19 protein-coding genes are annotated in these 18,823 nt (G+C 74.1%); 10 read left to right on the top strand and 9 right to left on the bottom strand.

Annotated elements, in window-relative coordinates; genetic code table 11:
• The first annotated feature begins 58 nt into the window (after positions 1–58).
• Complete coding sequence (locus tag CLV52_RS14710; protein ID WP_133767115.1) at positions 59–1,402, top strand: hemolysin family protein; 1,344 nt, start codon at positions 59–61, stop codon at positions 1,400–1,402.
• On the top strand, positions 1,399–2,436 hold the full coding sequence (locus CLV52_RS14705; protein ID WP_133767114.1) for a hemolysin family protein: 1,038 nt from the start codon (positions 1,399–1,401) through the stop codon (positions 2,434–2,436). Before CLV52_RS14710 ends, CLV52_RS14705 begins: the two co-directional genes overlap by 4 nt.
• Before the next feature lie 10 nt (positions 2,437–2,446).
• Here CLV52_RS14705 and CLV52_RS14700 read toward each other — a convergent pair whose 3' ends face one another.
• Positions 2,447–3,061: an HAD family hydrolase gene (locus tag CLV52_RS14700; protein ID WP_133767113.1), complete on the bottom strand. Its 615-nt coding sequence runs from the start codon at positions 3,059–3,061 to the stop codon at positions 2,447–2,449.
• 39 nt (positions 3,062–3,100) lie between these two features.
• Here CLV52_RS14700 and CLV52_RS14695 point away from each other — a divergent pair, with 39 nt between their 5' ends.
• The 6 genes from CLV52_RS14695 (at position 3,101) to CLV52_RS14670 (ending at position 9,470) form a co-directional block, all read left to right on the top strand.
• A complete protein-coding gene (locus CLV52_RS14695) occupies positions 3,101–3,937 on the top strand; it encodes an ADP-dependent NAD(P)H-hydrate dehydratase (RefSeq protein ID WP_133767112.1) in 837 nt (278 codons plus the stop codon).
• A 98-nt stretch (positions 3,938–4,035) separates the two neighbouring features.
• On the top strand, positions 4,036–4,449 hold the full coding sequence (locus CLV52_RS14690) for an FMN-binding protein (protein ID WP_246018161.1): 414 nt from the start codon (positions 4,036–4,038) through the stop codon (positions 4,447–4,449).
• Positions 4,439–5,326 carry an FAD:protein FMN transferase gene (locus CLV52_RS14685; protein WP_133767111.1) on the top strand — a complete coding sequence of 296 codons (888 nt, stop codon included), beginning with the start codon at positions 4,439–4,441 and terminating at the stop codon, positions 5,324–5,326. Before CLV52_RS14690 ends, CLV52_RS14685 begins: the two co-directional genes overlap by 11 nt.
• On the top strand, positions 5,323–6,861 hold the full coding sequence (locus tag CLV52_RS14680) for a ferredoxin--NADP reductase (protein ID WP_133767110.1): 1,539 nt from the start codon (positions 5,323–5,325) through the stop codon (positions 6,859–6,861). Before CLV52_RS14685 ends, CLV52_RS14680 begins: the two co-directional genes overlap by 4 nt.
• 81 nt (positions 6,862–6,942) lie before the next feature.
• Entirely contained in the window at positions 6,943–8,202 is a 1,260-nt protein-coding gene (locus CLV52_RS14675) for a glycosyltransferase 87 family protein (protein WP_133767109.1), read from the top strand.
• An 11-nt stretch (positions 8,203–8,213) separates the two neighbouring features.
• A complete protein-coding gene (locus tag CLV52_RS14670) occupies positions 8,214–9,470 on the top strand; it encodes an MFS transporter (RefSeq protein WP_133767108.1) in 1,257 nt (418 codons plus the stop codon).
• A 128-nt stretch (positions 9,471–9,598) separates the two neighbouring features.
• On the opposite strand, the gene CLV52_RS14665 is transcribed toward CLV52_RS14670, so the two are convergent.
• The 6 genes from CLV52_RS14665 to CLV52_RS14640 all read right to left on the bottom strand — a co-directional run bounded on the left by CLV52_RS14665 (position 9,599) and on the right by CLV52_RS14640 (position 16,413).
• Positions 9,599–10,219 carry a response regulator gene (locus CLV52_RS14665; RefSeq protein ID WP_199706488.1) on the bottom strand — a complete coding sequence of 207 codons (621 nt, stop codon included), beginning with the start codon at positions 10,217–10,219 and terminating at the stop codon, positions 9,599–9,601.
• An 85-nt stretch (positions 10,220–10,304) separates the two neighbouring features.
• Positions 10,305–11,612 (bottom strand): hypothetical protein, encoded by a 1,308-nt coding sequence (locus CLV52_RS14660; RefSeq protein WP_133767106.1) that lies wholly within the window; start codon positions 11,610–11,612, stop codon positions 10,305–10,307.
• Positions 11,609–12,805, bottom strand: a complete 1,197-nt coding sequence (locus CLV52_RS14655) for a sensor histidine kinase (protein ID WP_133767105.1) — start codon at positions 12,803–12,805, stop codon at positions 11,609–11,611. Before CLV52_RS14655 ends, CLV52_RS14660 begins: the two co-directional genes overlap by 4 nt.
• A 211-nt stretch (positions 12,806–13,016) precedes the next feature.
• A complete protein-coding gene (locus tag CLV52_RS14650) occupies positions 13,017–13,685 on the bottom strand; it encodes a helix-turn-helix domain-containing protein (protein ID WP_133767104.1) in 669 nt (222 codons plus the stop codon).
• 53 nt (positions 13,686–13,738) lie between these two features.
• Positions 13,739–14,944 (bottom strand): homoserine O-acetyltransferase MetX, encoded by a 1,206-nt coding sequence (gene metX, locus CLV52_RS14645; protein WP_133767103.1) that lies wholly within the window; start codon positions 14,942–14,944, stop codon positions 13,739–13,741.
• 155 nt (positions 14,945–15,099) lie between these two features.
• Entirely contained in the window at positions 15,100–16,413 is a 1,314-nt protein-coding gene (locus CLV52_RS14640; RefSeq protein ID WP_133767102.1) for a bifunctional o-acetylhomoserine/o-acetylserine sulfhydrylase, read from the bottom strand.
• A 72-nt stretch (positions 16,414–16,485) separates the two neighbouring features.
• On the opposite strand from CLV52_RS14640, the gene CLV52_RS14635 reads away from it, so the two are divergent.
• Positions 16,486–17,259, top strand: a complete 774-nt coding sequence (locus tag CLV52_RS14635) for an SDR family oxidoreductase (RefSeq protein ID WP_133767101.1) — start codon at positions 16,486–16,488, stop codon at positions 17,257–17,259.
• A gap of 17 nt (positions 17,260–17,276) precedes the next feature.
• Here CLV52_RS14635 and CLV52_RS14630 read toward each other — a convergent pair whose 3' ends face one another.
• On the bottom strand, positions 17,277–17,681 hold the full coding sequence (locus tag CLV52_RS14630) for a hypothetical protein (protein WP_133767100.1): 405 nt from the start codon (positions 17,679–17,681) through the stop codon (positions 17,277–17,279).
• Positions 17,682–17,970: 289 nt separating this feature from the next.
• Positions 17,971–18,312, bottom strand: a complete 342-nt coding sequence (locus CLV52_RS18500) for a DUF2568 domain-containing protein (RefSeq protein WP_162850870.1) — start codon at positions 18,310–18,312, stop codon at positions 17,971–17,973.
• 48 nt (positions 18,313–18,360) lie between these two features.
• Between CLV52_RS18500 and CLV52_RS18495 the strand changes: the two genes are divergently transcribed.
• Positions 18,361–18,819 (top strand): GNAT family N-acetyltransferase, encoded by a 459-nt coding sequence (locus CLV52_RS18495; RefSeq protein WP_162850869.1) that lies wholly within the window; start codon positions 18,361–18,363, stop codon positions 18,817–18,819.
• Positions 18,820–18,823 lie beyond the last annotated feature (4 nt).

Genomic DNA, 18,823 nt, shown 5'->3' with positions numbered 1-18,823 from the left:
GGGCGGTACACTCGTGGGCCTCATGGACGATCATTCGCCCTACCCCTTGGCCGCCTGAATGCTCTGGATCGATCTGGTCCTGCTCGGGGTCGGCGTGGTGCTCACGGTCGGCACGGGCTTCTTCGTCGCGGCCGAGTTCGCGCTCGTCAACCTCGACCGGTCCGACCTCGAGGCGCGGCAGCGCACGGGGGAGAAGGGCCTCGACCTCACGATCGCGGCGCTGAAGATCACTTCGACGCACCTGTCGAGCGCGCAGCTCGGCATCACGCTCACGACGCTGCTCGCCGGCTACACGTTCGAGCCCGCGCTCTCCGCGTTCATCGACGCCCCGCTGACGGCGCTCGGCGTGCCGGAGGAGGCGGTCGCGCCGATCGGCGCCGTCCTGGGCCTGCTGATCGCGACCGTCATCAGCATGATCCTCGGCGAGCTGCTGCCGAAGAACCTCGCCCTCGCCGGCCCGCTGCGCGTCGCCCGCTTCGTGATGCCGTTCCAGACGGGGTTCACGATGGTGTTCCGGCCGGCGGTCCGGGTGCTGAACGGTGCCGCGAACGGCGTCATGCGCGGGCTCGGCATCGAGCCGAAGGAGGAGCTCTCCGGCGCCCGCACGGCCCAGGAGCTGTCCTCGCTCGTCCGCCGCAGCGCGATGGAGGGCGTCCTCGACAGCGACACCGCGACGCTGCTCGAGCGCACCCTCACGTTCTCCGGCCACACCGCGGCCGACGTGATGACGCCGCGCCCCCGCCTCAGCACGATCGCGCGGTCGGCCTCCGCGGCCGACGTCCTGGCGCTCGCCCGCCGGACCGGGTTCTCCCGCTTCCCCGTGACCGGCGAGGACGGGGTCGACGACGTCGTCGCGCTCGTGCACGTCAAGCAGGCGATGGCGGTCCCGCGCGACCGCCGCGCCGACGTGCCCGTCGGGGCGATCGAGACGGAGGCGCTCCGCGTGCCGGAGACGATGACGCTGGACGCGCTGCTCGGCGAGCTCCGCGGGCGCGGCTACCAGATGGCCGTCGTGCTCGACGAGTACGGCGGGACGGCGGGCGTCGCGACGCTCGAGGACTGCGTGGAGGAGCTCGTCGGCGACCTCGTCGACGAGCACGACCGCACCCGCGCGGGCGTCGTCCGCGGCAAGGAGTCGCTGACGTTCCCCGGCATGCTGCGGCCCGACGAGCTGCGCGACCAGGCGGGCGTGCGGGTGCCGGAGTCGGGCCTCTACGAGACGGTCGCCGGCTTCGTCGTGAGCGAGCTCGGCCGGCTGCCGAGGACGGGGGACGTGGTGCGGACCGAGCAGGGCACGCTCGAGGTGCTGCGGATGGACGGCCGGCGCATCGACCGCCTCCGCTTCCGCGCCGATCCGGAGGCGCCCGCCAACCGGGTCGAGACGTCGGCGGTGGTCCCGTGAGCGGCGACTGGGCGGGCATCGGGTGGCTCGTCGTGCTGCTCGCCGTCAACGCGTTCTTCGTCGCGAGCGAGTTCGCGGTCATCTCCGCGCGGCGCTCGCAGATCGAGCCGCTCGCGGAGGAGGGCAAGCGCTCCGCCCGCGTCGCGCTCGGCGCGATGGAGCACGCGACCCTCATGCTGTCGACGACGCAGCTCGGCATCACGGTCGCGTCGCTGCTGATCCTCAATGTGAGCGAGCCGGCGATCCATCACCTTCTCGAGGGGCCGCTGCACCTCACCGGGATCTCGAGCGAGGCGGTGGACGTCGTCGGCTTCGTGATCACGCTGCTGATCGTCACGTTCCTGCACGTCGTCTTCGGCGAGATGGTGCCGAAGAACGTCGCGTTCTCGGTGCCCGACCGCGCCGTGCTCCTCCTCGCCACGCCCCTCGTGTTCGTGGAGCGGGTGTTCCGGCCGCTGATCTTCGCGCTCAACGGCACGACGAACGCGCTCGTGCGGCTCGTCGGCGTCGAACCGAAGGACGAGGCGAACAGCACGTTCACCCTCGACGAGGTCGAGACCATCGTCGAGACGTCGCGCCGCGAGGGCACGCTCGACGACGCCTCCGGCACCCTGACCGCCGCGTTCGACTTCACGGAGAAGAAGGTCGCGGACGTCACCGTGCCCCTCGGCGAGATCGTCTCGCTGTCGGAGCGGGCGACGCCCGCGGATCTCGAGCGGGCCGTCGCGCAGAGCGGGTTCTCCCGCTACCCGCTCGTCGACGATGCGGGACGTCCGATCGGCTACCTGCACCTGAAGGACGTGCTCGAGCTCGACGACGACGAGGTCGACCGCGCGATCCCGACGAAGTTCATCCGCCGGCTCACGACGGTGTTCGCGGGCACGGAGCTGGAGGACGCCCTCGCGGTCCTCCGCCGCAGCCGGCAGCACCTCGCCCGCGTCGTGGAGCAGGACGGCACCGACCGCGGGGTCCTGTTCCTCGAGGACGTGATCGAGGAGCTGGTCGGCGAGGTCCAGGACGCGACCCGGCGCTGATCCCGCGCGGTCAGGCGAGGGACTCGAGGAAGGCGCGGAGCGACGCGGGGTCCGTGTACACGTGGCCGGTGATGCCGATCGACTCGGCGCCGCGGACGTTCTTCTCGCGGTTGTCGATGAAGACGAGGTCCTCCGGGCGCAGCCCCAGCACGTCCGCCGCGTGGCGGTAGATCGCCGGGTCGGGCTTCAGGAGGAGCAGCTCGCCGGACACGAACACGTGCTCGAACAGCTCGCCGATGGGGGAGTGGCGGAACGGGGTCCCGTAGTCCCGCGCCGCGTTCGACAGCAGGGCGAGCCGGGTGTCCCCGGCGTCGAGGTCGGTGATCACCCGGACGACCTCGGGGTCCGCCGTCGTCCATCCGCGGAAGTCGAGCGACCACATGAGCTGCGCCTGCGGGATGTCCCAGTCGAAGCCGAGCGCGGCGCCGATGCCGATCCAGTAGTCGGTCGTCGGCAGGAGGCCCTGGTCCAGCGCGTCGCGGTCGGCGTCGTACGCGGCCCAGAACGCCTCCGCGGGCCCGCCGGACGCCGCCACGAGCCGAGCCCGGTCCTCCGGCGACGGCGTGAACGAGATCACCTCGCCGTAGTCGAACACGACCGCGCGACCCGGGAGGGAGATGCTCACGCCCAGAACCGTATCGATCGGCGGTGGCACGCTCGTGGTGTGACCTCGGAGTGGACGGCGGCGGAGGCGGCCCGCGCGATCGCGGTGCCGTCGGCGGACAGCGACAAGTACTCGCGCGGCGTGCTCGGGGTGGTGACGGGCTCCGAGCAGTACCCGGGCGCCGCGGTGCTGGGCGTGGAGGCCGCATCACGCACCGGCGTGGGGATGGTGCGCTACCTCGGCCCGGACCGCCCGGCCTCGATGGTGCTCGCCCGGCGGCCGGAGGTCGTCACCGCCGACGGCCGGGTGCAGGCGTGGCTCTTCGGCTCGGGCACGACGCCGGACCGGGATCCGGAGGAGCGGCGACGGCTCGTCGAGCGCCTCGACCAGCGCCTCCCGACGGTGCTCGACGCGGGCGCGCTCGACCTCGTGCCGGAGGCGAAGGGCCCCGTGGTGCTCACGCCGCACTTCGGCGAGCTCGTCCCGGTGCTTGCGGCGGTCGGCGTCGACGTCGCGAAGGAGGACGTCGCCGCGGAGCCCGAGCGCTGGGCGGTCCGCGCGGCGGCCGAGACCGGCGTCACCGTGCTGCTGAAGGGCGCGACGACGATGATCGCCGACGCGTCCGGGCTCCGGACCACCGTGCGCGCGGGGCAGCCCTGGCTCGCGACGGCGGGCTCCGGCGACGTGCTCGGCGGGATCCTCGGCGCGCTGCTCGCGACCCACGAGGCCGAGCTCGCCGCCGACCCCTCCCGCCTCGCCGACCTCGCGGCGTCGGCCGCGTGGCTCCACGGCGAGGCGGGACGCGTCGCCTCCGGCGGCGGCCCCATCCAGGCGCTCGACATCGCCGAGGCGGTCCCGCGCGTCATCAGGGAGCTGCTCGGCGCCGCCCAGCGCTGACATGGGCGATTCATAGGCCCCGGCGCCCGAACCGCTCCGGCCCGCCCGATACCGTCGACGGACGTCGCCGACCGCCGGCGCGGGGAGGAGCCGTCCGAGTGACCATCAGCGCCCAGCACGCCGCCCGCGCCGCCTCCGCCGCCGCGCTTGCGGCGGTCGCGATCGGCGCCCTCGCCTCCTGCTCCGGCGAGTCCGCGTCGGGGGAGGCGGCGCAGACCTCCGACGCCTCCGGCACGTGGACGGCGACCGGCGACTACGCGACGCCGGGCGGCACGGAGTCGGTCACGGTGCGGCTGACCGCGAAGGACGGCACGGTCACGGCGGTGGACGTCACGGGCTCCGGCGACTCGCCGAACGCGCGCCAGTACCAGGAGGCGTTCCGCTCCGGGATCGCCGCCGAGGTCGTCGGCAAGCCCCTCGCGACCCTGCAGGTCGGGGCGGTGAGCGGCTCGTCGCTGACCGGGAACGGCTTCAACGCCGCCGTCGAGAAGATCCGCGCGGATGCCGCCTGAGGTGCTCGTGCCCGGGACGCGCACGAGCACCTCGTTCGAGGCGATCGGCACCCGCTGGACCCTGACCGCCGCCGAGCCGATGACCGCCGCGGTGCTCGACCGCGTGGACGCCGCGATCGCCGAGTACGACGCCGTCTGGTCGCGGTTCCGCACCGACTCCGCGGTCGCGGCCGTCGCTCGGGGCGAGGCCGTCGACCTCGGCCCCACCGCGCCGCCCCTGCTCGACCTCCTCGCCGACCTCCGCGAGCGGACGGCCGGCGCGATGGACCCGTTCGTCGCCGCGTCGCTCGAGCACCTCGGCTACGGGGCGTCCACCGCGCTGCGACCCGCCGACGGCTACCTGCCCGCGCCGCGCGCCGAGGTCGTGCGCGAGGGCACCGTCGTCCGCACCGAGCCGCCCCGGCTGCTCGACGTCGGGAGCGCCGGGAAGGGGCAGCTCGTGGACCTGGTCGCCGACGTGCTGGCGGACGCCGGGCATGCTGACGCGCTCGTCGATGCGAGCGGCGACCTCCGCGTCGCCGGCGACCCGCTGCGCGTCGCACTCGAGCACTCCTTCGACCCGGAGGCCGCGATCGGGATCGTGGAGGTCGCCGACGGCGCGATCGCCGGCTCCGCCGTCAACCGGCGGGACTGGAGCCTCGGCGGCGGCCGACGGCTGCACCACGTCCTGGACGCCCGGACCGGTCGCCCCGTCGAGACGATCGCCGCGACCTGGGTGCTCGCGGACACCGCGATGCTCGCCGACGCCCTCGCGACCGCCCTGTTCTTCGTCGGCCCGGACACGCTGACGGACGCCTACGACTTCCGCTGGGTGCGGATGCGCACCGACGGCGTCGCGGACTGGTCCGCGGACCTGCCCGGCGAGGTCTTCCGGTGAACGCCGCAGCCGCCCGGGTCGACGCCGCCCTCGGTCGCGTGCCGATGCTGCGGCTGGTCGCCGTCGTGCTCGCCGCGATCAGCCTCGTCGCGCTCGTCCTGTCCCTCGACGGGGCGCTGAACTACAGCACAGCGACCCTGCTGGCCACGCTCGTGGCGGCGGTCGGCGCCTCGGTGCTCGGCGACCGGCTCATGGCCGGCCTCGCGCGAGCCCGGCCGGTGGGCGAGTCCGCGATCGTGACCGGGTTGATCCTGTTCCTCGTCGTGTTCCCCTCCACGGCGCCTTCCGCGCTCCTGCTCGTCGCCGGCGCGGCCCTCGTCGCGAACGCGTCGAAGTACCTGGTCCGCGTCGGTGGCCGGCACGTGCTGAACCCCGCCGCGACGGGGCTCGTCGTCGCCGGGCTCACCGGCCTGACCGGCTCCGCGTGGTGGGTCGGGACGCCCGTGCTGCTGCCGGCGCTCCTCGTCGGCGTCGTGCTCGTCGCCGTCCGGATGCGCCTCGTCGGCCCGGTCGCGCTCCTGGTCGTGCTCGGCGGCGCGCTCCAGACGGGCGTCGTCGTCGCGGGCGGCACCGACCTCCCCTCCGCGCTCGCCCTCCTGCCGTCGACGCCGCTGCTCTTCCTCGCCGGGTTCATGTTCACGGAGCCGATCACCCTGCCCCCGCGGCGCGGGCAGCGGTACGCGGAGGCCGCGCTCGTCGCGGTCCTGCTCGCGCTGCCGTACCTCGCGCCGTTCTCGCTGGGCACGCTCCGCCCCACGCCGGAGCTGGCGCTCCTCGTCGGGAACGTCTTCGCGCTCGTCGCCGCCAGGCCGTCCGCGGCGGGCCTCCGGCTGGTCGGGCGGCGCGCGCTCACGCCGACCGCGGTGGAGTACGCGTTCCAGCCCGACCGGCCGCTCCGCCAGCGGGCGGGCCAGTACCTCGAGCTGCACCTGCCGCACCGCGCGGACCGGCGCGGCGCCCGCCGGAGCCTGACGATCGTGTCGGTGCCGCAGGAGGAGGACGGCACCGTGCGCGTCGCGGTCCGGATCCGAGAGCCGGCGAGCAGCTTCAAGCGGACGCTCGACGCCCTCGAGGTGGGCGGCACCGCGCGGGCGGTGACGGTGACGGGCGGCTTCACGCTGCCGGACGACCGCCGCCTCCCGCTCCTGCTCCTCGCGAGCGGCATCGGGATCACGCCGTTCGTCAGCCAGCTGCGGCAGGACGCGGCGGAGGTCGCGGACGGCGCGCCGCCGCGGGACGTGCTGCTCGTCGACCGCGTGCCGTCCGCGGACGAGGTCCCGTACCTCCCGGAGCTCGCGGCGACGGGGGTCCGCGTCCTCCTCGTCTGCCCGGACCCGGAGGCGCTCCCGCCGCTCCCGGACCACTGGCACGTGGCGAGGACGTTCGACGCCGCGGCGCTCGCGGCCGTGCTGCCGGAGCCGCAGCGCCGCGTCGCCGCCGTCTCGGGCTCGCCCCGGTTCCTCGGCGAGGCGCGGGCGGTGCTCCGCGAGCTGGGCGTGCGTCGCGTCCGCACGGACGCGTTCGCGGGCTACTGATCCGCGGTGGCACCCCTGCTTCCGGTGGCCGCGCGACCCGGCGCGAGCGGCTGTCGGTGCCGGACCGCTAGCGTCGCTGACGTGACCGAAGCGCGGCGCCCCGCATCCTCGGTCCTCGACTGGTCGCTCCTCGCCGCCGGGTTCCTCGTCGTCCACCTCGTGCTGTCCGTCGTCGACTTCGTCGGCGCACCGAACCAGCCCGCGGGCGACGTCACGGGCGTCTACCGCTTCTGGATCGACTACTGGCACTCCAGCGGCACGCTCGTCGGCGTCGACACCGACTGGGTGTACCCGATCGCGGCCCTCCCGCCGATGCTGCTCGCGGGTGTCCTCGGCAGCGGCCCCGACGCGCCCTACCTCGTGGTGTGGCTCGTCATGGTGGCCGTGCTCGACGCGGTCGCGCTCGTGCTCGTCGCCCGGCGCGGGCGCGGACTCGCGTGGTGGTGGCTGCTCTGCACCGCCCTGATCGGTCCGGTCGCCCTCGCGCGCATCGACGGGATCGCCCTGCCGATCGCGATCGTCGGTGTGCTGCTCCTCGCGGACCGGCCGGCGGTGGCGACGGTGCTGCTCACCGTCGCCGCCTGGGTGAAGGTCTGGCCGGCCGCGATCGTCGCCGCCGTCCTGCTCACGGGGCGTCGGCTCGCCTCGGTCGTGTCCGCGGCGGCACTGACCTCCGCCGTGATCATCGGCCTCGCCCTGCTCGCGGGCGCCCGCGGGACCGTGTTCTCGTTCGTCAGTGCCCAGGCCACGCGCGGCCTGCAGGTGGAGGCGCCGATCGCGACACCGTGGCTGTGGTCGGCCGCGCTCGGCGACCAGGGCGTCGGCGTCTACTACGACACGAGCATCCTGACCTTCCAGATCCGTGCGGACGGCGTGCAGACCGTCGCGGACGCGATGACGCCGGTGCTCGCGGTCGGCGTGCTCGTCGTCACGCTGCTCGCCCTCCTCGCGCGCCTCCGCGGGGTCGATGCCGCCGAGCTGCTCGCGGTCACCGCGCTCGGCTACGTCAGCGCGGTGATCGCGCTGAACAAGGTCGGGTCGCCGCAGTACCTGACCTGGTACGTCGCGCCGGTGATCCTCGGGCTGCTCGTCTCCCCCAGCCGGTTCCGGGTGCCCGCGGTCCTCGTGCTCGTCGCCGCCGGCCTCACCCAGCTGATCTACCCCTGGTTCTACGGCGGTGTCACGACGCCGACGCCGTGGGTGATCGCGGTGCTGACGCTGCGGAACGCGCTCGAGCTCGCGGTGCTCGCCTGGTGCCTCATCGCGCTGCGGACCGCGCAGGCCGAGCCGGTCCGGCGGTCGACCATCACGGGTCCGACGAGGACCGTCCAGCACGCGTAGGCTCGTCCCCGATGGGTCCCGACGTCCGCGACCGGGCGTCGGCGGACCCGGTGCAGCACTCCCGCGCCGTCGTCGCGCTCGCGCTCGCCGCCCTGGCGCTCGGCGGATTCGCGATCGGCACCACCGAGTTCGTGGCCTCCGGACTGCTGCCCGACATCGCCCGCGAGCTGCTGCCGCAGGCCTACGCCGCGTCGAGCGAGGACGCGATCGCGCAGGCCGGCGTCCTCGTGTCCGCGTACGCCGCGGGCGTCGTCGTCGGTGCGCCCGTGCTCGCGGCGGTCGGCGCGCGGCTGCCGCGGAAGACGGTGCTGCTCGGCCTCCTCGTCGTGTTCGTCCTCGCGACCGTGGCGACGGCCCTGCTGCCCGGCTTCGGGTTCGTCGTCGCGGCGCGCTTCGTCGCGGGCCTCCCGCACGGCGCCTACTTCGGCGTCGCGACCGTCGCCGCGTCCGAGCTGCTGGGCCCGGGCAAGCGCGGTCGGGCCGCGACGTCGGTGCTGCTCGGGCTCACCATCGCGAACATCGTGGGCGTGCCCGCCGTCACCGCGGTGGGGCAGGCGCTCGGCTGGCGGGCGGCCTACCTCGTCGTCGCCGTCGCGTTCGCGCTCACCTTCGTCGCCGTGCTCGTCGCGGTCCCGAACGGGCCGGGCGACCCGACCGCGACCGTCCGCTCGGAGCTGCGCGCCTTCGCGCGGGTCCAGGTCTGGCTCGCGGTCGCGCTCGGAGCCGTCGGCTTCGGCGGGCTGTTCGCCGCGTACACCTACGTCGCGCCGATCACGACGGACGTGACGCGCCTGCCCGCCTCCGTCGTCCCGATCGTCCTCGTCGTGTTCGGCGTCGGGATGACCATCGGCAACGTCGCCGGCGGCCGGTTCGTCGACCGCGGCGTCCGCCGCGCCGTGCTGGTCGGCTTCCTGGGCACGCTCGTCGCGCTCGTCGTCCTGCTCGTCGGCGCCGCGACGCCGGTCGGGCTGTTCGCCGGCGTCCTGCTGATCGGCGTGTTCGCGTCGGTGCTCGGCCCAGCGATCCAGGTGCGGCTGATGGACGTCGCGGCCGGGTCGACGACGATCGCCGCCGCGTCGACGCACTCCGCGCTGAACATCGGCAACTCGCTCGGTGCGGCGCTCGGTGCGGTCGTCATCGCGGCCGGCCTCGGGTACCTTTCGCCGATCGCGGTCGGGATCGCGGTGACGACCCTCGGACTCGGCATCGCCGCCGTCGCGTTCGGCCTCGAGCAGCGGGGCCTCCGCCGCCGAGCGCTCAGCACCTGAGCAGGCTCGTCCCGCTTCAGCAGGCTGCGCGGGGCGCGTCCGGCCTGCCGACGTTCTCCGGCACGCCGTGAACGCCGAAGCGGCCGGCCCTCCCGGAGGAGGACCGGCCGCTTCGAGGCGGACGGAGGTCAGTCCGTCTGCAGCAGGATGCCGTCCTGGATCGCGCGCTTCCGCAGCGCGACCTTGGTGCCCACGTCGAAGCCCGCGACGCGGTACTTCTCGCGGATGCGCTTGAGGTACGACTTCGCCGTCTCCTCCGAGATGCCGAGCTCGTAGGCGACCGTCTTCACGGGCTCGCCGCCGCCGTAGAGGGCCATGACGCGGCGCTCCTGCGCGGAGAGCTTCGGGGAGCCGCCGACGTCGCCCGAGTTGATCGCGAGGTCGAGCTCGGCCGAGATGTAGGACTCGCCCCGGCCGGCGGCGCGGATCGCCTTGACGATCATGGAGATGTCCTCGGACTTCGGCACGTAGCCGAGCGCGCCGGAGGCGAGCGCCTCGCGGACGATCTGCGGCTCCGAGTAGCTCGACATGAGCACCGTCGCGACGCCGGTCTGCTTCAGCTGCGCGAGGCGCAGCGACACCGGCGAGTTGTCCTTGAGGTCGACGTCCATGAGGACGACGTCGACCGGGAACTTCGGGTGCGTCAGCAGCTCGGTGAAGGTCGTGACGGCCGCCACGAGCTCGATGTCCTCGTAGCCGCGGATCCACTCGGTGAGGCCGCCCAGCAGCATCCGGTGGTCGTCGACCATCGCGAGGCGGATGGTCCGGGTGTCAATGGTCACTCGTGGGCTCCGGTCTTGGTGAGAGAAGAAAACGGTTGTGGAGGAGTCGTGGTCAGCGCTCGGCGGGACGATCGACCACGCAGTCGATCTCCACCCAGAGGCTGCCGCCGCGCTGCGAATCGGCGTGCCGCCCGACCTTGCGCATAGCGTCCCATGTGGCCGGGTCCACCCGGCTGCGCGCCACGCCGGTGGTCTGCACGACGATCGGGACGTGCATCGTCCGGGCCTTGCCCTCGATCGGGCGCGCGGGTCCCACGGTGATCTCGATGGCGACGCGCGTCGCGGAGCGGCGCGACCGCTCGGGGGCGTCGCCGAGCATCAGCCACACCGCGGAGAGGAGGCCGTCGCGCTGCGACGGGTCGAGCAGGCCGGCGAGGGACTCGGGGTCGGACAGCGTGACCGCGCGGCCCAGCAGCTCCGACTCGCTGATTGCGTGGTACAGCCAGGTCTGCCTGCGGCCCTCGATGAGGTGGAGGCGCAGCTCCGTCGCGAGCTCCGCGGCCGCCTGCGCCGTCGCGGGGTTCAGCGGCAGGCGCGTGCGGCCGGAGGCGATCCCGTCCATCAGCTGCTCGGCGGCGAGGTCGAGGCGGGCCAGCTCGACGGACGCCATCATGCCGACGGAGAACCGGGGCGCGCTCGTGGTCGAGGCGACGAGCACCCGCTCGAGCTCCGCGGAGACGATGTTCCGGAACACGTGCACGATCCACGCGGCGACGATGGGCGGCGCGACGGCCTTCGCGATCATCGCGGCTCCGTCCACGAGGCCGGAGGGCGGCACCGTCGCGTCGAGCGCGTTGACGGCCAGCAGGGCGACGAGGGCGGCGCCGAGCAGGCCGGACGCCGCGGTGATGCTGCGGCTCGAGCGCACGCCGACCATGGCGAGCAGCACGTAGCCGGCGGCCGGCGCCGCGGTGAGGTCGTGCCCGAGGTCGCCGTTGCCCCACACCGCCGCCGCATCGAGCGCGACGACGATGCCGAGGCCGCCGACGATCCCGAGGCTCACGAGCGAGTCGAGCACGTCGCCGGCGGTGCGGGCCGCGACGGCGAGCACCACGAGGAGCCCCGCGAGCAGGAGCCAGGAGAGCGCCGCGAGCCCGGGCTCCGCGTAGGTCTGGTCGCGCCACTCCTCGACGAAGCGCGCGAGGTCGAACGACAGGAGCAGGACGGCGACGAGGGTCGCCGCGATGCCGATGAAGCCGGTGCCGAGGCTCGTGCGCGACGAGCGCAGCCGCTCGGAGTGCAGGTGCGGGAACCGGAGCGCGGGGAGACGGCGGTGGGGCTCGTCGACGAGGGCCTGCAGGCGCAGGTCCTTGCGGTGCGGCGTCTGCGGCGCTGCGTCCCGCTCCGGGGCGACGGTCATCGGGGCATCTCCAGGACGACGGTGGTGCCGGAGCCCTGCGCCGAGAAGACCCGGGCGGTGCCGCCGGCCTCCTCGATGCGGCCGACGATGGACTCGCGGTAGCCGAGTTTGCCCGCCGGGACCGCCGCGGGCTCGAAGCCCACGCCGTTGTCCGTCACGAGCGCGCGCACGCTGGCCTCGTCGTCCGTGATGGTGACGTGGGCCTCCTCGACGCCGGAGTGGCGGCGGACGTTCTCGAGGCACTCGGAGAGCGCGAGCAGGAACGCGTCGAGCCGGTCCGGGCGCAGGGAGACGGTGCCGGCGCCGTGCCAGCTGACGTCGAGGCCGAGGCGCTCGAAGCGGGCGCGGACGGCCTGCAGGCTGTCGCTCTTCAGTCCGTCGGCGTCGGTCTTCGCGCCGTCGCTGGTGCCGCTCATCGAGATCGGGGTGGGGGAGAGGCGGAGCTGGCGCAGGAGGCGTGCGTCGTCGCCCGCCTGGCGGCGCAGCGCCTCCCGGCTCACGCCGACCCCGGAGTGGGCGAGCAACGTGAGGGTGGCGAGCACGGTGTCGTGGAGCAGTCGCGCGCCCTGGCGGCGCTGCGCCTCGGTCTCGCTCGCCTGCCGCTCGCTCCGGTGCGCGCGGCCGATGGAGGAGACGCGACGGGCGGCGCGGAGCAGCGCGGCGGAGAGCACCGACCCGGAGACGGTGAGCCCGAACCAGGATGCGAGCACCGAGGCGCCGACGACGCCGAGCGCGGCGTCCCCGGCGAACAGCACGATCGTGGTGATCAGGGTGACGCCGAACGCCCCGACGAGCACGATCATCCGGCCGAGGCTGATCGTGAGCACGATGGAGACGGCGGCGATCGAGACGGCGAGCAGCAGCCGCACGGCGTCGACCGAGCCGGTCGGGACCGGGAACGGCGCCGGTTGGCCGATGAGGCCGTCGAACGCGCCGACGGTGCCGAAGCGGACCAGCACGGCGCTGACGAGCCCGGCGCCGACCGCGAGCGCGGGCCAGAGCATCGCGCGGGTCGCGCCGATGCGGACGAGGGCGAAGACGAGCACGGCGTAGCCGGGAGCGACGAGCAGCAGGAGACCGGGCCGCGGATCGCAGAGTGCCAGGAGCACGAGCGAGGCGCCCGTGCCGACCAGCCCGACCAGGCGCGCGCTGATGCCGAGCAGGCGATCGCGCTGTTTGAGGATCCGTTCCATGACTTCCCGTGCCGTGTGTCCGGCGCCCGGCAGGAGTCCTGGGCGAGCGCCGGGTCATGGAATCACGGGGGATTCGGCGCGCAAGGTTGCCACACCGGTTGAAGGTTTTGACGCGCCTGGGAACTGTGGAAGTGGTATCACCCGTCGTGCGGAGTTCACGGATACGGAGATGCGGGCCGCTTCGCGCTGCGCATCTCCGTATCGGTGAACGTCACTCGGGCGGGATCCAGCCCTCGCGGATCGCGTGGCGGCGCAGCAGCAGCTTCGTGCCGAGGTCGACGCCGGCGGCGCGGTACTTGCGGCGCCCGCGCTTGATGTAGCTCTTCGCGGTCTGGTCCGTGGTCGCCATGTGCAGGGCGACCTCGTGCACGCTGCGGCCCTGCGCGTAGAGCTGGAGGGCCGTCAGCTCCTGCCGGCCGAGGGTCGGGTCGGCCCGGTTCGCCCACGCGTCGAGCGCCTCCTGCACCGACGGCGAGTGGTGCGCCCGCCCGTCGGCGGCGGCGTGCACGGCGGCGACGAGGTGCTCGGCGGGATCGCTCTTCGGCACGAGGGTGAGGGCGCCGGCGGTGAGCGCGGCGTGGACGGTCGCGGCGTCCCGCGTGCGCGCGAGCGCGACCGCGGCGATGCCCCGGTCGCCGAGCTGCTGCACCTTCGTCTCGAACGGCACGTCGTCCTCGAGCCCGAACTCGACGACGACCACGTCGACCGGGAAGTCCGGGTGGTCGAGCAGCGGCTGCCAGTCGGTGAGCGCGGCGACGACCTCGATCCGCGCCCGCGGCGCCGAGAGCCGCGCGGCCAGTCCCTCGACGAGCAGGAGGTGGTCGTCGACCAGGGCGACGCGGATCCGCCGACGGCGCGTCTCCGCACCCGCTGTCGTCATCGGACCTCCCGGGCACCGATGCTAGGGGGCCCAGCGACCCCGGGGGCGCGGGATCAGGTCGCGAGCAGGCGCCGGAGCGCGGCGCCGACCGCCTCGCGCTCGATCAGGAAGCCGTCGTGGCCGAACGGCGACTCGAGCAGCGTGGGCTCGGGTCCGTCGAGCGCGCCCCGCAGGCCGCGGGCGACGCGGCGCTGGTCGGCGACCGGGTAGAGCCGGTCCGAGTCGATGCCGAGCACGAGCGCGGGCCCTGCGTAGGTCGCGAGCGCCGCCTCGACGCCGCCGCGGTCGCGGCCGACGTCGTGCGAGCTCATCGCGTCCACGAGCCGGATGTAGCTGTTCGCGTCGAACCGCCGCGTGAACCGGTTGCCGTGGAAGTCGAGGTACGACTCGACGGCGAAGCGGCCGTGGTGGCCGAGCGGGGAGACCCCGGACTGCCACGACCGGCCGAAGCGGTCGTTCAGCTCGGAGCCGCTGCGGTAGTTGAGGAGCGCCATCCGTCGGGCGAGCGCGAGGCCGCGGTGGGGGCCGTCGCCGTCCACGGCGCCGTAGTAGTCGCCGCCGCGGAAGCGCGGGTCGGCACGGACGGCCTCCGTCTGGACGGAGTTCAGCGCGATCTGGTCGGCGCTCGATGCGGCCGGCGCCGCGAGCACCGCGAGGGCGCCGACGCGATCCGGGGCGGTCACGGCCCATTCCAGCGCGTGCATGCCGCCCATCGACCCGCCGACGACCGCGGCGAAGCGGTCGATCCCGAGCGCGTCCGCGAAGGCGAGCTGCGCGGCGACCTGGTCGCGGATCGTGAGGTACGGGAAGCGGCCGCCCCACTCCGACTGGTCCGGCCCGAGCGACGCGGGTCCGGTCGTCCCGGCGCAGCCGCCGAGGACGTTCGGTGCGACGACGAACCAGCGGTCGGTGTCGAGGGCGAGTCCCGGGCCGACCACGCCCTCCCACCAGCCGTCCGTCGGCTGGCCCGGGCCGGCCGATCCGACGAGGTGCGGGTCACCGGTGAGCGCGTGGAGGACGAGGACCGCGTTGCTCCGGCCCGCGTCGAGCTCGCCCCAGGACTCGTAGGCGACGCGCACCCCGGGGATGCGCGCGCCGGCCTCCGTCGTCAGCGTCCCGCCCGTGACGAACGACCGGTCCGCGACCGGGTCGCCCTCCCGCCAGGCGCCGCTCGCCGGCGGCTTCCCGACGAGCGCCCGCGCGTCGGCGTCCGTCACGGGCCGCGCCGCGACGGTGTCCTCCGAGGTCTGCCAGTCCATGCCGCCCTCAGCATCCCAGCCGGGGGAGCGGCGGGTCCTTGTGTTACGTCATGTCCGAGGTCGCCTGCGGCGGGCTGGAGGAGCGGGGTTCACGGATACGGAGATCCGGGACGCTTCGCGCCGCGGATCTCCGTATCCGTGAACCCCGCAGCGGGTCAGGCGGTGGCGCGGAGGGAGCGGGCGGCGCGGAGGCCGGACTCCAGGTCCGCCTTGAGGTCGTCGACGTGCTCCAGGCCGACGGAGAGGCGCACGAGACCCGGCGTCACGCCGGTCGTGAGCTGCTGCTCCGGCGTCAGCTGCGAATGCGTCGTCGAGGCCGGGTGGATGACGAGCGAGCGCACGTCGCCGATGTTCGCGAGGTGGCTGAACAGCGTCAGGCTCTCCACGAACTTCCGGCCCGCGTCGACCCCGCCCTTCAGCTCGAACGACACCACCGCACCGACGCCCTTCGGGGCGTACCGGTTCGCGGCCGCGTACCAGGGGGAGGACGGGAGGCCGGCGTAGTTCACCGACGCGACGTCCTCGTGGTCGTCGAGCCACTCGGCGATCGCCTGCGTGTTCTCGACGTGGCGCTCGATGCGCAGCGACAGCGTCTCGATGCCCTGGATCAGGCTGAAGGCGGTGTCGGGTGACACGGCGGCGCCGATGTCGCGGAGCAGCTGCACGCGCGCCTTGATGATGTACGCGATGCCGTCGCCGACCGCGGTCGTGTACGAGGCGCCGTGGTACGACGGGTCGGGCTCGGTGAGGCCCGGGAACTTCTCCACGTGCTGCGACCACGGGAACCTCCCGCCGTCGACGATCGCGCCGGCGACGACCGTGCCGTGGCCGCCGAGGAACTTCGTCGCCGAGTGCACGACGATGTCCGCCCCGTGCTCGAGCGGGCGGATGAGGTACGGCGTCGCGATCGTGTTGTCGACGATGAGCGGCAGGTCGTTCGCGTGCGCGACCTCCGCGACCGCGGCGATGTCGAGGATGTTGATCTTCGGGTTGCCGATCGTCTCGGCGAAGAACAGCTTCGTGTTCGGGCGGACGGCGGAGGCCCACTCCTCCGGGTCGTCCTGGTCCACCACGAACGTCGTCTCGATGCCGAGCTTCGCCAGCGTGTACTTGAACAGGTTGTAGGTGCCGCCGTAGATCGAGCTCGACGACACGATGTGGTCGCCCGCCTGCGCGATGTTCAGGACCGCGAAGGTCTCCGCGGCCTGGCCCGAGGCGAGGAGCAGTGCCGCCGTGCCGCCCTCGAGCGCCGCGATGCGCTCCTCGACGACCGCCTGAGTCGGGTTCTGGATGCGGTTGTAGATGTTGCCGAACTCGGCCAGCGCGAACAGGTTCTTCGCGTGGTCGGCGGAGTTGAAGACGTAGGACGTCGTCTTGTAGATCGGGGTCGCCCGGGCGTTGGTGACGGGGTCGGGGGCGGCGCCGGCGTGGATCTGCTCGGTCTCGAAGTGCCAGGTGTGCTCAGCCATGGCGCGACGGTAGGACCGCGCCCGGCCGCGCACAACGGCCGACGCCATGGGACGTAACGGTTGAATGGCCGCATGACGAGACGCGCGGTGGTCACGGGAGCGAGCACGGGCATCGGCTGGGCGACGGTGGCGCTGCTGCGGTCGCACGGCTGGGAGGTCGTCGCGGTCGCGCGCCGCGCGGAGCGGCTCGAGCGCCTCGCCGCCGAGACGGGCTGCGACGTCTTCGCCGCCGACCTCACCGACGCCGCGCAGGTCGCGGCGCTCGCGGAGCACGTCCGCTCGGCCGGCCCGCTCCACGCGCTCGTGAACAACGCGGGGGGCGCCCGCGGCCTCGACTCGGTGGAGGCCGGCAGCGTCGACGACTGGCGGTGGATGTTCGAGGCGAACGTGATCGCGACGAAGCAGGTGACCTCCGCCCTGCTGCCGGCGTTGCGGGACGGCGCCGAGGACGCCGGCAGCGGCGACATCGTCACGGTCACCTCGATCGCCGGACACATCGCCTACGCCGGGGGCTCGGGCTACAACGCGGCGAAGTTCGCCGAGCACGCGCTCGTCGCGGTGCTGCGCATCGAGCTCGCCGGGGAGCCCCTCCGCGTCATCGAGGTCGCGCCCGGGATGGTCGCGACGGAGGAGTTCTCGCTCAACCGCTTCGGTGGGGACCGGGCGCGGGCGGACGCGGTGTACGCCGAGGTGCCGGACCCGCTCACGGCGGAGGACGTCGCGGAGACGATCGTCCACGCGCTCGAGCTGCCCGCGCACGTGAACCTCGACCTGATCACGGTGAAGCCCGTGGCGCAGGGCCTCGGCTCGCAGACGGTGAAGGGCGAGCTCCGCGTCAAGCGCTGACCGGGTCGGACCGCGGCTCAGCGGGCGACGAGCGCCGCGAACGCCGGATCGACGAGCCGGACGCTGTCGTCCGAGGAGAGCAGCTGCGCGCGGATGGGCGCGCCGCTCTCGGCGAGCCCGGCGATCCAGTCCGCCTCCTGCATCCGCACCTCGGCGTCGCCGGGACGCTCCCAGACGAGCACGACCGACGCGACCTCGTCGATCTCGTCCGTCAGGGCGCGGAGCATGCGCGCGAGCTGCTCGATCGCGACCGGATCCGCGTCGACGGGGACGTCGTCGATCCGGCTGATCACGGGTCCGAGGCGCTGCTCGTCGTCGAGGGTGAGCAGCCACGTCTGGCGGCGGATGGCGGGCCCGACGAGCTCGCCCGCCGCGGCGAGGAGGTCGGCGTCGGTGGGGATCGGCAGCAGGGGATCGAACATGCGGGGAGCCTGGCCCGTCGGAGCGGTGCGCGCGGGGGAACGGCCTGTGGAGGGACGGAGGCCGCCCCCAGAGCGGGGGCCGGTCGGCGTGTCGCACCTCCGCGGGCCCCTGGGGACCTCCATCGTCGCCGGCACCTGTTCGGAGGGAGAGCACATGCGTTTCGAGGTCCCGGCAGCCACCGCGCTCGTCTTCAGCGGCGCGGACGGCGAACTGCTCAGCGAGCCGCAGACGCGGCCGACCCTGCGGATCGTGGAGGCGCAGCCCGAGGGCTGATCGGACCCGGTCGCGTCAGATCCGGCCGACGCGGACGCCGAGCGCGATCCGCACCGCGACGAGCACCGCGAGCACCAGCGCCCACACCACCTGGCCGACGACGGCCAGGCCGACCACGGCGAGGGCGAACAGCACCGTCTGCGCGATCAGCCGTCGCGAGGGCGCCAGTCGGCGCGGCGCCCTCGGCGCCATGGCGACCGCCCAGAAGGCGATGACGAGCACCGGCAGCACCACCGCGACGACGATGCGGACGGCGAGCGGCGCGGGCAGGAGGAGGCCGATCGCGACCGCTGCGACGAGCAGCGCGAGTTCGAGCAGGAAGGCGAGCGCCGCGTTCAGGCCGAGCAGGGATCGCACCGCGACATCCTGCCGGACCCCGGAGGTCGGCGCGGCCAGGATGGTTCGGTGACCGCGTCCGCTCGCCTCGCCGTCGCCGCCGATGCGGCGGCGCTCGTCGCGCTCCGCGCGGCGATGTTCGACGCGATGGGGCAGGACACCGCCGATCCGCGGTGGCGCACGGCGGCGCAGCGCTGGTTCGAGGCTGCGCTCGCGGGCGACGACGTGCTCGTCGCGGTCGTCGACGAGCCCTCGGCGGGGCCGGTCGCATGCGCGATGGCGGTGCTGGAGCACCGCGCCCCTTCGCCGACGAACCCGGCCGGCCTCGCCGCGCACCTGTCGCAGGTCAGCACCCTGCCCGGTCATCGCAGACGCGGGCACGCCCGCGCCTGCCTGTCGGCGCTGCTCGCCGAGCTCGACCGCCGCGGCGTCGGGCGCACCGACCTGTTCGCGACGGCGGACGGCGAGGCGCTCTACCTCGACCTCGGCTTCCGGGCGTCTCCGTACCCGGCGCTCCGCAGGCCCTGACCGG

Source organism: Amnibacterium kyonggiense (assembly GCF_004364555.1).
Lineage (GTDB): Bacteria > Actinomycetota > Actinomycetes > Actinomycetales > Microbacteriaceae > Amnibacterium > Amnibacterium kyonggiense.
The sequence above is the reverse complement of the archived record's forward strand: the minus strand, read 5'-3'. Positions and strand labels throughout refer to the sequence as shown.

Coding starts and splice junctions, on each gene's coding strand:
- CLV52_RS14710 (WP_133767115.1), top strand. CDS start 59: ATGCTCTGGATCGATCTGGTCCTGCTCGGGGTCGGCGTGGTGCTCACG.
- CLV52_RS14685 (WP_133767111.1), top strand. CDS start 4,439: ATGCCGCCTGAGGTGCTCGTGCCCGGGACGCGCACGAGCACCTCGTTC.
- CLV52_RS14670 (WP_133767108.1), top strand. CDS start 8,214: ATGGGTCCCGACGTCCGCGACCGGGCGTCGGCGGACCCGGTGCAGCAC.
- CLV52_RS14665 (WP_199706488.1), bottom strand. CDS start 10,219: ATGGTCGACGACCACCGGATGCTGCTGGGCGGCCTCACCGAGTGGATC.
- CLV52_RS14660 (WP_133767106.1), bottom strand. CDS start 11,612: ATGACCGTCGCCCCGGAGCGGGACGCAGCGCCGCAGACGCCGCACCGC.
- CLV52_RS14655 (WP_133767105.1), bottom strand. CDS start 12,805: ATGGAACGGATCCTCAAACAGCGCGATCGCCTGCTCGGCATCAGCGCG.
- CLV52_RS14650 (WP_133767104.1), bottom strand. CDS start 13,685: ATGACGACAGCGGGTGCGGAGACGCGCCGTCGGCGGATCCGCGTCGCC.
- metX (WP_133767103.1), bottom strand. CDS start 14,944: ATGGACTGGCAGACCTCGGAGGACACCGTCGCGGCGCGGCCCGTGACG.
- CLV52_RS14640 (WP_133767102.1), bottom strand. CDS start 16,413: ATGGCTGAGCACACCTGGCACTTCGAGACCGAGCAGATCCACGCCGGC.
- CLV52_RS14635 (WP_133767101.1), top strand. CDS start 16,486: ATGACGAGACGCGCGGTGGTCACGGGAGCGAGCACGGGCATCGGCTGG.
- CLV52_RS14630 (WP_133767100.1), bottom strand. CDS start 17,681: ATGTTCGATCCCCTGCTGCCGATCCCCACCGACGCCGACCTCCTCGCC.